Annotated in this window: 11 protein-coding genes; 2 read left to right on the top strand and 9 right to left on the bottom strand. The window is 73.9% G+C overall.

Annotated features, from left to right (window positions below; translation table 11 throughout):
* On the top strand, positions 1-862 hold an 862-nt coding region (locus tag K7854_RS31705), incomplete at its 5' end, for an RICIN domain-containing protein (RefSeq protein WP_226030000.1).
* 40 nt (positions 863-902) lie between these two features.
* Here K7854_RS31705 and K7854_RS31700 read toward each other — a convergent pair.
* Positions 903-2,072 (bottom strand): lactate 2-monooxygenase, encoded by a 1,170-nt coding sequence (locus K7854_RS31700; protein ID WP_226029999.1) that lies wholly within the window; start codon positions 2,070-2,072, stop codon positions 903-905.
* A gap of 357 nt (positions 2,073-2,429) precedes the next feature.
* On the opposite strand from K7854_RS31700, the gene K7854_RS31695 reads away from it, so the two are divergent.
* Complete coding sequence (locus K7854_RS31695; protein ID WP_226029998.1) at positions 2,430-2,864, top strand: protease inhibitor; 435 nt, start codon at positions 2,430-2,432, stop codon at positions 2,862-2,864.
* 160 nt (positions 2,865-3,024) lie between these two features.
* Here K7854_RS31695 and K7854_RS31690 read toward each other — a convergent pair whose 3' ends face one another.
* Genes K7854_RS31690 through K7854_RS31655 form a run of 8 tightly spaced genes read right to left on the bottom strand, consistent with a single transcriptional unit; the run spans position 3,025 to position 12,125 of the window.
* On the bottom strand, positions 3,025-3,273 hold the full coding sequence (locus tag K7854_RS31690) for a CDGSH iron-sulfur domain-containing protein (protein WP_226029997.1): 249 nt from the start codon (positions 3,271-3,273) through the stop codon (positions 3,025-3,027).
* Positions 3,254-3,916 carry a HemK2/MTQ2 family protein methyltransferase gene (locus tag K7854_RS31685; protein ID WP_226029996.1) on the bottom strand — a complete coding sequence of 221 codons (663 nt, stop codon included), beginning with the start codon at positions 3,914-3,916 and terminating at the stop codon, positions 3,254-3,256. The genes K7854_RS31690 and K7854_RS31685 overlap by 20 nt, the downstream gene beginning before the upstream one ends.
* Before the next feature lie 12 nt (positions 3,917-3,928).
* Positions 3,929-4,960: an iron-containing redox enzyme family protein gene (locus K7854_RS31680; RefSeq protein WP_226030001.1), complete on the bottom strand. Its 1,032-nt coding sequence runs from the start codon at positions 4,958-4,960 to the stop codon at positions 3,929-3,931.
* Positions 4,961-5,016: 56 nt separating this feature from the next.
* Positions 5,017-5,196, bottom strand: coding sequence for a hypothetical protein (locus K7854_RS31675; RefSeq protein WP_226029995.1), 180 nt, complete (start codon positions 5,194-5,196; stop codon positions 5,017-5,019).
* Between the two features lie 41 nt (positions 5,197-5,237).
* Complete coding sequence (locus tag K7854_RS31670) at positions 5,238-6,248, bottom strand: Ppx/GppA family phosphatase (protein WP_226029994.1); 1,011 nt, start codon at positions 6,246-6,248, stop codon at positions 5,238-5,240.
* Positions 6,249-6,278: 30 nt separating this feature from the next.
* Complete coding sequence (locus K7854_RS31665; RefSeq protein WP_226029993.1) at positions 6,279-9,101, bottom strand: NHLP bacteriocin export ABC transporter permease/ATPase subunit; 2,823 nt, start codon at positions 9,099-9,101, stop codon at positions 6,279-6,281.
* Position 9,102: 1 nt separating this feature from the next.
* On the bottom strand, positions 9,103-11,322 hold the full coding sequence (locus K7854_RS31660; protein WP_226029992.1) for an NHLP family bacteriocin export ABC transporter peptidase/permease/ATPase subunit: 2,220 nt from the start codon (positions 11,320-11,322) through the stop codon (positions 9,103-9,105).
* Positions 11,319-12,125: an HlyD family efflux transporter periplasmic adaptor subunit gene (locus K7854_RS31655; protein ID WP_226029991.1), complete on the bottom strand. Its 807-nt coding sequence runs from the start codon at positions 12,123-12,125 to the stop codon at positions 11,319-11,321. Before K7854_RS31655 ends, K7854_RS31660 begins: the two co-directional genes overlap by 4 nt.
* Between the last annotated feature and the right edge of the window lie 96 nt (positions 12,126-12,221).

The raw sequence follows: 12,221 nt of genomic DNA, 5'->3' as shown, positions 1-12,221 counted from the left end.
AGACGCTGTACGACCGGTTCGGCTCGAAGGAGCAGATCGTCGTGGAGTACCTGGTCGGACGAGGTACTCCCGTCCGGCGCGGGCGACGCTGGGCGCACGCGCCAAGGGCGCCGCCCGGCACCGCGGCGCCCGCCCCGGGCTGCTGGCCCGGATTCCGGTGCCGGTGCGCGCGGTGCCGGGCCGGCCGCGTTCCGGACGGTCGGTGCTCAGGCAGTTCGGCGCCGCCTCCGCCGGGGTGCTGGCCATCGTGCTGGTGGTCAGCGTGTGGTCCTACGACGGCGGCGGTGCCGACCCGGCCGCCTCCACCAGTGCCGTGGACAAGGACGGCGAGACGTCCGCGACGAGCCGCCCGAAACCGCCCGACGCGGCCCAGATGCCCACGGCCGCGGACCGCACCCGGCTGCGCAACGCCGGCGCCGACCTCTGCCTCGACGTACGGGGCGAGCCGAAGGCCGGGGCCGGTGCCCGGCTGGCACCGTGCTCCGAGGCGTGGACCCAGCAGTGGACCCACGAGGACGACGGGCTGCTGCGCAGTGCCGCCGACCCGGGCCTGTGCCTGGACTCACGGGCGGACGCCGGTGTCGTCATCCTCGGTACCTGCGCCGACGAGGGCACCGAGCGGGGCGACGACGTGCGCTACGACCTGACCGATCGGGGGGAGTTGGTGCCCCGCGGACAGCAACTGCTCGCGCTCGCCGCCACCGACGCCGCCCCGGACGCCGACGTCGTCGTCAAGGTGCACGACGGCTCCGAGGCCCAGCGCTGGCGCACCGACCCGGTGCCGACGGCCGAGGGTTCCCTGTCGATCGCCCGCACCGACGAACCGGGCGCGCGGGCGGTGGACGTGTCCGACGGCGGCTGACGGGACCCGCACCCCCGAAGGGGACGGCGCCGTCGTCCCCTCAGCCGGGGTCCTCGACGAGGTCGGCGGGGGCCGGCGTGGCCGGTGAGGCGTGTCCGGACAGGGCCAGGGTGAGGTCCAGCTCGGCCAGCAGGCAGCGGATGACGTGCTCGACGCCGGCCTGGCCGTCGAGGCCCAGCCCGTAGACGTAGGGACGGCCCAGGAGTACCGCCCGCGCACCGAGCGCGAGTGCCTTGAAGACGTCGTCGCCGGTGCGGACGCCGCTGTCGAACAGCACGGTGAGCCGGTCGCCGACCGCCTCCACCACGCGCGGCAGGGCGTCGGCCGCCGCGACGGACCCGGCCACCTGGCGGCCGCCGTGGTTGGAGACGACCACGCCGTCCATCCCGGCGTCGGCGGCGAGCCGGGCGTCGTCCGGGTGCAGCACGCCCTTGAGGACGATCGGACCGTCCCAGTTCTCCCGCAGGAACGCCAGGTCCGGCCAGGACTTGGCGGGATCGGAGAACATGCCGACGAAATGCATCACCGCCGCGTTCGGGTCCTCGTGCACGGGCTTGGCCAGACCCGCCCGGAAGGCCGGGTCCGAGAAGTAGTTGGCGGTGCCCACCCCGTGCAGGAACGGCAGGTACGCCTGGTCGAGGTCGCGCGGGCGCCAGGACAGCAGCGGCGTGTCCAGCGTGACGAACAGCGCCGTGTACCCGGCCGCCTTGGCGCGGTCCAGGAAACTGCGCGCCACCTCGCGGTCCTTGGGCCAGTACAGCTGGAACCAGCGCTCGGCGTCGCCCATCGCCTCGGCGACCTGCTCCATGGGCGTGCTGGAGGCGGAGGAGAGGATGTACGGCACGCCCTGGGCGGCGGCGGCCCGGGCGGCGGCGGGCTCCGCGTCCGGATGCATGATGGACAGGACGCCGACCGGCGCGAGCGCCAGCGGGGCGGGCAGGTCACGGCCCAGCACCTCGACCCGCAGGTCGCGCTCGTGCACGTCGCGCAGCATGCGCGGGACGATCCGGCGCCTGGCCAGCGCCGCCCGGTTGGCGCGGGCGGTGCTGCCGTCGCCCGCGCTGCCCGCGACGTACCCGACGGGGCCGGGGCCGAGGCGTTGTTCGGTCAGCTCCTCCAGCCGGGTCAGGTCGGTGGGCAGCCGAGGCACCGCACCCGTCATGCCGTTCAGGTAGATCTCGTACTGGAAGTCCGCCCAGTGCTTCGGCATTCCGTGTCCGCCTCTCGTCGTCGAGCTCGCGCTGCCGGCACCATACCCGCCGGTATGCCGGGGGCGGGAGTCAGGGTCGAGGGGTCTGTTTCAGGGGTGTTTCAGGCCTATTGGCGAAGGTGCGGATCACGCCATTCGGCCAGTTCCGGTCTCAATAATCGATCAAGAAACGCCCAGTTCCAGACTTGGAACGTTCTAATTCTGTGACTTCACGCTACTGATTCAATACGCAAGGTTACCGAAACCCATGGGGTCGAGATGAGTTTCGGTGCCGGACTCGGCAGACTCGCGCTCGCCGCGGCGGCACCCACCGGGCCGGGCGGCACCACCCTCGAAACGAGCGGAAGGATGCACACAATGCGGAACACCGCGCGCTGGGCAGCGACTCTGGGCCTGACGGCCACCGCCGTCTGCGGGCCCCTCGCCGGGGCCTCCCTCGCCTCCCCGGCCACCGCCCCCGCGTCGCTCTACGCCCCCTCGGCCCTGGTGCTGACCGTGGGGCACGGAGAGAGCGCTGCCACCGCCACACCCCTGCGCGCCGTCACCCTGACCTGCGCCCCGGCGCCCTCCGGCACCCACCCCGCGGCCGACGCGGCCTGCGCCGAACTGCGCGCCGCGCACGGTGACCCGAGCGCCCTGGCCGCCGACGACTCGGTGATGTGCACCCGGGAGTACGCCCCCGTGGTCGTCACCCTCGACGGGGTCTGGCAGGGCCGGCGCCTCTCCTACGAACGCACCTTCGCCAACGAGTGCGTGAAGAACGCGGGCAGCGCGAGCGTCTTCACGTTCTGAGGACCGGGACCGCCGGGACCGTACGGCGTGATCGGCGGCTCGCTACTGGGGAGTGCGAGCGCCGCCGTACGGGTCCCGCGGGCCCGCACCGGGAGCGGCGGACGGAGTGGGGCCGTCCGCCGCTCTCCCGCACCCTGGGGCCACCGGCCACGGCCCGGGGTCAGTCCTTCCCGCCCGGCCCCTCGCCGGCGCCGGACGACCGGGCGCGGTGGCTGGTGTCGCACCAGGGAAAGCGCCGGCTGCGCCGACAGGTGCACAGCGCCACCCGGAAGCGGTCGGAGAACACCGTCGTGCCGTCCTCCAGCTCCACCTCCACCGGCCCTTCCACCAGCAGCGGCCCCCGGCGCTGGACCTTGATCCGGCGCGGGGCGCCGGGCGGGCGCGGGGGGTCAGACGGGGAGTTCGGCACGGACCACCACCAGCTCCTCCTCGTGCTCGGCCAGGGACAGCAGCCCGCGCTGCCGCAGCCAGCGCTCCCGGCCGCGCAGCACGGGACCGAACGCGATCCGCCGCCGCCGGATCACCGCGGCCTTCAGGCCCGCCTCGCGCAGCAGCGCCTCGGTCCGCGCGGGATCGCTGAGCGCCGACTGCACGAGCAGCAGCACACCGCCCGGGCGCAGCAGCGCGGGCACCTCCCGGCAGATCCGGTCCAGCACCATACGGCCGTCGTGACCCGCGTCCCAGGCCCGGGCGGCACCCCGCGGGCGGCGGCCCGCGCCGGGCGCGGGAACATACGGGGGATTGGCCAGCACCAGGTCGAACGACTCACCGCGCACGGGCGTGAAGAGGTTGCCGTGCCGGACGCGGATCCGCAGCCCGGCCCGGGCCGCGTTGAGCCGCGCGGCACACACCGCGCGCCACGACACGTCCACCGCGGTCACCCGGGCGCCCCGCAGCGCCGCCGCCAGGGCGAGGGCGCCCGTGCCGGTTCCCACGTCGAGCACGGCCGCGCCCGGCGGGAGCGACTCGTCGGACAGCGCCCCGGCCAGCAGGGCGGTGTCCTCCTGAGGGGCGTACACGCCCGGCAGCACCGTGAAATCCACGGAACCCACGTACCCCGGGCGTCACGAAATATGGCTACTTTCCCCGCGAGCGCGGCGCAGGGCGGGCAGCGGCGTCCGCAGGGACGAGCGTCCCGCGCGCCAGTCGGCGAGCAGCCGGTCGCCGAAGCGCTCTTCGAGGTGCCCGGTCGCGTCGATGCCGAACACGACGTCCGCCGCGAGCCCCGGTTCCTGCTCCAGCAGGCCGTCGATCACCTCGTGCCGCACGATCTGCTCGTGCACCGCGTCGGCCTCGACGTGCTCGTCGTAGAAGTGCTCGGCGGCCGGACCGGCACCGGTACGGCGCATCGCCTCGGCCAGCCGCCGGGAACCGGGCGAGGAGGTGATCTCGACCGCCGCGAAATGCCCCACCAGCGCGCCGCGCAGCGACCGGTGCAGGCCGAACAGGGACATCATGTTCACCGTGGCCAGGCACTCGGCCGAGGCCGCGTCGAGATGGGCCCCGTACGTCGTGTCCAGGTCCAGATCGCTCATCAGGTCGGCGAACAGCCGGGCGTGCACCCGGTCGGCGCGGCCCCCGCCGTACTCGTCGAACTCGACCGCCGCCATCGCCGCCTTCGAACGGCCCCACAGCCGCGGCAGCACCCAGGCGTGCGGGTCGGCCTCCTTGAGGTGGTACAGGGAGCGCTGGGCCGCGTACTCGCGCAGCTGCCACAACTCGCCCTCGTCCCGCAGGAAATGGCTCACGCCCTCACCGTGCAGGGGCTCGACCAGCAGTGCCCCGACCGCGTCCGCGACGCTGTCGTGCACCGGCGTGTCGGCCCGCAGGGCGGCCAGGAAGCGCCGCTCCAGCGCGGCCCGCACCTCCAGCAGGCCGGGATCCCACTCGAGGTCGGGGGACACCCCCGCGAAGCCCCGGTAGTGCAGTTCGTAGCACTGGTACAGGGCGAGCTGGAGGTCGTCGCCGTACGCGGGCGCGGCGGCGACGGCCTCGGGGGAGGGCAGCGGGCCCGTGCCGAGCAGGTGCGCGCCGACGGCCCGGGACACCGGTCCGCGGGCCGCCGGCAGCTGTGGTCCTTCGCGGTCGTACTCCATGCGCCGCGAGTACCCGGACACCGCCGTGGCACCCGCCGGCCGCGCGGAGCGGTCGGTCACTCGCCCTCGACGTCCTTCTGGGCCCCGGTGTTCGGCGAGGTGGCGTCCCCCGCCTCGCCCCGGTGCTCGCCCTCGTCGGACTCCGCGTCGCGGGGCCTGGCCTCCTCGATCTCCCGCAGCACCTCCTCGATGGCGGTCTCCGGCTGCTTGTGGTCGTGCTCGCCGTCCTGGGACACGGGGTCCTCCTTCTCCTCGTACGGTTCGTGCTCGCCGTCGGTCAGTTCGACGTCGACGCCAGGCGCAGGGGCACCGGCGCCGGGGGAGCGGCCTCGTCGCTGCGGCGGACCACCTCCGACCACCAGGACGGGCCGTCCTCGATGTGGCGCAGCAGGACGCCCTCGCGGATCGCCCAGGGACAGAGCGTCACCGAGTCGAGACCGGTCAGTTTCATCGCGGTGTGGCCCACCACGGCGCCGGCCAGGCTCTGGGCCGCGCGCGGCGCCGAGATGCCGGGCAGCCGGGCCCGCTCGGCGGCGGACAGCGCGGCCAGCCGGCCCACCGCGTCCCCCAGGTCCGAACAGAGCATCCGCCGCTCCGTGAACGGCCCGTGCCGCCCCGGCGGGGCGCCGCACAGCCGGCCGAGCTGCTGGAAGGTCCGCGAGGTGGCCACGGCGGTCCGCGGCCCCTCCCAGCGGATCCGCGCGGCGGCGTCCCGCAGCTGGTGGCGGACCTTGCGGCGCAGGGCCTTGAGCTGATCCCGCGACGCCGGGTCCTGGCCGCCCGCCAGGAACTCATGGGTCAGCCGGGCCGCGCCCAGCGGCAGCGAGGCCACGAAGCCCGGCAGCCGGCCGCGTCCGAACGCGATCTCCAGCGAGCCGCCGCCGATGTCCAGCAGGGCGAGCGGCCCGGCCCGCCAGCCCATCCAGCGCCGGGCCCCCAGGAAGGTCAGCTCCGCCTCCACCTCGCCCGGCAGGGTGCACAGCGGCACGCCGGTGCGGGCGTGGACGGTGCGCAGCACCTCACGCCGGTTCGGCGCGGCGCGCACCACGGCGGTCGCGAAGGCCAGCGGACCCGACGCGCCCCAGCGGTCCGCGGTCCGGCCGGCGTCGGCGACCGCCTCGACGAGCCGCTCCACGGCCTCTTCGGGGACCGGGCCACCGGGCTTGACCTGCTCGGACAGCCGCAGCCGCCACTTGGCGGTGTGCACCGGCAGCGGGACCCCGCCCTCGGCGTCCGCCACCATGAGCCGGACCGTGTTCGACCCCACATCCACCACGCTGATCCGCATGAGGGCAACAGGTACCCATTTGAGCGCCGCTCAGGCCAGCTGCCGCCGCACCAGCTCGTGCAGCCGGCCGCCCGTGTCGGCGAGCAGCGCGGCCGGCGGGCCCTGCTGGGCGACCCTGCCGTCCTCCATCACGATCACGCGGTCGGCGTCCAGCACCGTGGACAGGCGGTGCGCGATCACGACCCGGGTGGCGTTGAGCGCCTTGGTGGACTCGATCACCGTGCGCTGCGTCTCGTTGTCCAGGGCGCTGGTCGCCTCGTCGAAGAGGAGGATGCGCGGCCGGCGGATCAGCGCCTGCGCGATCATCAGCCGCTGCCGCTGGCCCCCCGAGACCGCGCCGCTGCCCGACACGATGGTGTGCAGCCCCATCGGCATCCGCCTGATGTCCTCCGCGAGCCCCGCCAGCTCGGCCGCCGCCATCGCCTCCTCGGGCGTGTACGGCTCGGTGCCGCAGATGACGTCCAGGATCGAGCCGGTGAACGGCTGCGCGTGCTGGAGCACCACCCCGCACTGCCTGCGCACCGCCGACTGGTCGAGGGCGGCCAGGTCCTGGCCGTCGTACAGGACGCTGCCCGACAGCGGCCGGTCGAAGCCGATCAGCAGGCGCAGCAGCGTCGACTTGCCGCAGCCGCTGGGCCCGACGACCGCGACGAACTCGCCCGGGCGTACGTCGAAGGACACGTCGTCCAGGACCAGCGGACCGTCGTCGGTGTACCGGAAGGACAGCCGGCGCGCCTCGATCGCCCCCGACAGCGGCCCCGGCCGGGTGCTCGCCGTCCGCACCTCGGGCGTCGCGTCCAGCACCGGCCGGATCTCCTCGAACAGCGGCAGCGCCGCCACCCCCGACACGAACGCGCCGGTCAGCTGGGTGACCGAGGTCAGCAGCATCGTCACCGAGGCGTTGAAGGTGAGGAAGTCGGCGGCCGACATCGAACCCCGCGCCGGACCGGCGAGCAGCATGAACATCAGCAGCGTGCACAGCGGCAGGTACACCGCGCCGAGCACCGCGTTCAGGTTCTTGATCCGCCCCGCCCGCCGCTGCAGCTCCCGGCTGTGCGCGAACCGCTCCGCCCAGGCCGCGTAGGCGTAGTTCTCGGCCGCGGCCACCCGCAGCTTGGGCAGCCCGCGCAGGGTCTGGAAGGCCTGGTTGTTCAGCTTGTTGGTGAGCTTGACCAGCCGCCGCTGCCAGCGCACCTGCCACAGCCCGAGCCCCAGGAAGACCCCGGCGACGACCACCAGCATGCCGATCGCCGCCAGCGCCATCGGCACGCTGTACCAGAGCAGCAGACCCAGGTTCATCGCCCCGACGGTCACCGACTGGGCGACCGTCGGACCGACCCCCGCGAGCAGCCTGCGGATCGCGCTGATGCCCATGGCCGCGCTCGCCAGCTCGCCGGTGGAGCGCTCGGTGAAGAACCTCGTCGGCAGCCGCAGCAGCCGGTCCCAGACCGCGGGCTGGAGCGTCGCCTCGATCCGGCCCTCCAGGCGCAGGATGGTGAGGTTCTGCAGCAGCATGAAGGCCGCCGCCACGACACCGCTCAGCATCACCGCGAGACACACCTGCACGATCAGCCCGGTCTGCGCCTTCGGCACGAACTCGCCGAGCACCTTGCCCGTCGCGATCGGCACCAGCGCGCCGAGCGCCACCGTCACGAGACCGGCGAGCAGCAGGCCGGTCAGGTCCCGGCGGGTGCCCGCCAGGCAGAACCGCAGCAGCCGCAGCGGGCCGAGCCGGCGCTCCGGCAGCGGCCGGTAGAACATCACCGCGCGCGGCTCGAACTCACCGGCGTTCGCCCGCTCCACCGGTGTCTCACGACCGGTCGCCGGATGCACGGCCACATAGCCCCCGCGCCGCCACAGCAGCGCCACCGGCGCCCCCGACAGGGTGCGGTGCCCGACCAGCGGCCCCACGTCCTCCCGCCACCAGCGGTCCTCCAGCCGCACCGACCTGGTGCGCACCCGCGAGGCGAGCGCGATGCGCTCCACCGGGTCGAGCCGGTCGCTCTCGGTGCCGCCCGGGCCCGGTGGGGCCAGCGGAATCCCGGCGGCGCGGGCGACCAGCTCGCAGGCCGCGTACGTGGCGTCCGCGTCGGCGGCCGTGGCGCGCCGCGCCGAGCGCCTGCCGATGGAGGCCAGCAGCGTCCGGTCGGCCTGCGCGCGGACCGCCTCACCGGCCTTGATCCCGGCCGCCGTGCGGGTCTCGTGGGTGCGCTCCAGCTGCTCGATCCAGCGGTCCAGCGTGGTCAGCAGCCGGTACTGCTGGTCGACCAGGCTCTGCCACAGCGCCGGGTCCATCAGCAGGTCGGCGGCCGCCTCCTCGCCGTACACCGCCCCGTACTGCACGCTGCCCGGCGGGACCTGCATCCAGAACACGTCGTCGTCCGTGGGCGCGTCGGCCCGCTCGGTGGCCAGCGGCGCCTGGAAGAGGACGGTCAGGCCCCGGCCCACGCCCAGGGCCAGGGCGTACTCCAGCGGGCTCGTGGTCGGCGGTACGTACTGGGGGTTGCCGTACGCGTCGTACGACCAGGTCTGGGTGCTCGCCGGCTGGTACAGCTCGCGCAGCCCGATGCGGTGCACCACGCAGTCCCGCAGCGGACGCGCCACCAGGGTGTGCTGCGGTCCGGCGACCGGCCCGAGCAGCGCCGAGCCCGCCTCCAGGCGCCCCAGGTGGTGCCAGTGGCCCTGCTCCCCGGCGTCGACCGCGAACAGGTCCACCGCACCGGACGCCACCAGCCACAGCACCTGCGGCCCCGCCAGGTCGAGGCGGTTGAGCCCCGAGCAGTCGACGCGGGTGCCCAGCGCGCCCAGCGCCCCCAGGACCAGATCGCCCTGCCCCTCGTGCACGGTCGTCATCTCACCGCTCCCCGACCAGCGCCGCGTAGGTGCCCCCACGCGCCACCAGCTCCTCGTGCCGCCCGCGCTCCACCACCGTGCCGTGCTCCAGGACGACGATCTCGTCGCTGTCCCGCACGGTGCTGAGCCGGTGCGCGATCACCACGCAGGCGCAGCCGCGCCGGCGCAGGTTGTCCATGACCACCAGCTCGGTCTCCGCGTCCAGCGCGCTGGTCACCTCGTCCAGGACGAGGATGCTGGGCCGCCGCACCAGGGCCCGCGCGATCTCCAGGCGCTGGCGCTGCCCGCCGGAGAAGTTCCGGCCGTCCTGCTCGACCGGACTGTGGATGCCGCCCGGCCTGCGCATCACCACGTCGTACAGCGCGGCGTCCTGGAGCGCCTCCACCACGGCGTCGTCGGGGATCGAAGGGTCCCACAGCGCCACGTTGTCGCGCACCGACCCCTCGAACAGGAACACGTCCTGGTCGACGAAGGACACGGAGGACGCCAGCGCCCCGCGCGGGATGTCGTCGAGCCGCTGCCCGTCGACGCGGATCACGCCGTCCCAGGGCGCGTACAGGCCCGAGATCAGCCGCGACACCGTCGACTTGCCGCTGCCCGACCCGCCGACCAGGGCCACCTGCTGCCCCGGACCGACGGTCAGGTCGAAGCCGGTGAGCAGCGGCTTGTCCAGCGGGTTGTAGCCGAAGGAGATGTTCTGCAACTCCACGTGGCCGTGCAGCCGGCGGGTGGAGTCGCCGCCGCGGCGGTCGTAGAGCGGGTCCGCGCGGAAGTTCTCCACGTCCTTCAGCCGGGCCACGTCGGCCGCGAAGTCCTGGATGCGGCCCGCGACGCCGTTCAGCCGGGTCAGCGGGGCGGTGAAGCGGACCACCAGCGCCTGGAAGGCGACCAGCAGACCGACCGAGATGTGGCCCTCGACCGCCCGCATGCCGCCGATCCACAGGATCAGCGCGCTGTTGAGCGTCGCCAGCGTCGGGGCGAGAACGCCCAGCCAGGCACTGGGCACCCCGAGCCGCTGCTGCTCCTCCAGCGTCGTGGCGTGCTGGCCCGCCCACTTGCGGAAGTAGCCGTCCTCGCCGCCGGTCGCCTTCATCGTCTCGATCAGCTGGAGGCCGGTGTACGCGGTGTTGGTCAGCCGCGCCGTGTCCGCCCGCAGCTTCGCCGTACGCGTCGCGCGCAGCCGGATCACCACCCGCATCGCGAGGATGTTGAGCAGCGCCACGCCGATGCCGACGAAGGTGAGCTGAGGGTCGTACGTGTACAGCAGCACGGCGTACAGGACGACCACGATCGCGTCCACACCCGCGGCGGCGAGGTCGCGGGCCAGCGTCTCGGCGACGGCGTCGTTCGACTGGAGGCGCTGCACCAGGTCGGCGGGGCTGCGCTGGGAGAAGAAGGTCACCGGCAGCCGCAGCAGGTGGCGCAGGAAGCGGGCGCTGGACAGGGTGGAGGAGATGATGCGGCCGTGCAGCAGGTTGGCCTGCTGGAGCCAGGTCAGCACCACCGTGAGCAGCACGCACGCCCCCATCGACGCGAACAGCACGCCGAGCAGCGAGGTCTGCCCCCCGATCAGGAACATGTCGATGTAGGTACGGCTGAGCGCGGGCACCGCGGCGCCGACCGCCACCAGCAGCAGGCTCGCCAGCACGGCGGCGGGCAGGGTCCCGGCCGTGCCGCGCAGCCGGGCCGGCATCGCACCGAGCACACCGGGCCTGCGGCCGCCGCGCGTGAAGTCGTCACCGGGCTCCATGGTCAGGACGACGCCGGTGAAGGACCCGTCGAAGTCCTCCAGGGACACGAAGCGACGGCCCTTGCCCGGGTCGTTGACGAACACCCCGCGCCGCCCGAACCGCCGGCCCATGCCCTCGTAGACGACGTAGTGGTTGAACTCCCAGAAGAGGATGGCCGGTGCCGTCACCTCGGCGAGCGCGGCCAGGTCCATCTGCATGCCCTTGGCGGTCAGGCCGTAACTGCGGGCCGCCTTCAGCAGATTGCTCGCCCGGGACCCGTCGCGGGAGACACCGCAGGCGATCCGCAGCTCCTCCAGCGGGGCGTGCCGGCCGTAGTGGCCCAGGACCATCGCCAGCGAGGCGGCGCCGCACTCCACGGCCTCCATCTGGAGCACGGTGGGCGTACGGACGGTCTTCGCGCGGCTCTTGGGCACGCTCCGCCCGGGCGGGGCGGCGCGGCGTCTGCCCCGGGTCTCCTGTGCGGTGCTCACGGCAGCAGCCAATCGACGGGACGCTGGTCGGCCAGCCGGATCGAGCCCGAGGCCAGGGTCATGGAGGTCAGTTCGAACGGCGGTCCGTCCGCCGAGGACCACTCGTAGCCGCTCTTCGTGGACTTCGAGGCCGTCAGCTGCACCGTCACCGCCACCGGCCTGCCGTCCTCGGTGAACTGCTCGCCGAGCTGACTGTCCCCGAGGAACGCGGCGATCGTCTGCGCCGACTGGGCCGAGCGGTCCACGGCCTTCACCTCGCCGTGCAGGACGCCGTACTGCTGCGTCGGCACCGACTGGACGGTCAGGTCGACCGAGGCGTGCGCGGGGATGGCGGCGGCGTTCTCGGCGGGGACGTAGACGGTGGCGTAGAGGGGGTCGTCGGGGTGGGCGACCTTCTCGACCGAGGCGACGTTCGCGCCGGTACTGATGATCTGGCCGACGGTGGCCGCGAGCGCGCTGACCCGGCCGGCGTCCACCGAGCGGACCACCGTCTCGCCGTCGGCGGTACGGACCTTCAGTACCGGGGCGTGGGCGGCCAGCCGCTGCCCCGGACGCGCCAGGACCGCGGTGACCTGCCCCGAGACGGGACTCTGCAGGAGGTAACTGCCCTGCCCGTGGGTGAGGATGGCGGGGGCGGCGACCGTGGAGGTCACCGAGCCGCCCACCGCCCACACGGACGCGGCGGCCATCGCGACCAGCGTCACGGACAGCACCAGCCAGCCCTGGGGACGGGCGAAACGCACCGGGAGATCGAGCTCCTCCGGTGACTGGAGTTTGGTGAGGGCCTGTTGGCGGAACTGCACGGCTGACGTATCCCGGGCTTGATGAGAACGGCCGAAGAAGGGGAACGGCCGAAAAGTCCCGGAGCCTGGAGGGCTCCGGGACTCAGCGACGCAAGG

Source organism: Streptomyces hyderabadensis (genome assembly GCF_020404845.1).
GTDB classification, from domain to species: Bacteria; Actinomycetota; Actinomycetes; order Streptomycetales; family Streptomycetaceae; genus Streptomyces; species Streptomyces hyderabadensis.
Note: the sequence above shows the minus strand (reverse complement) of the source record. Positions and strands in the feature narration are given on the sequence as shown.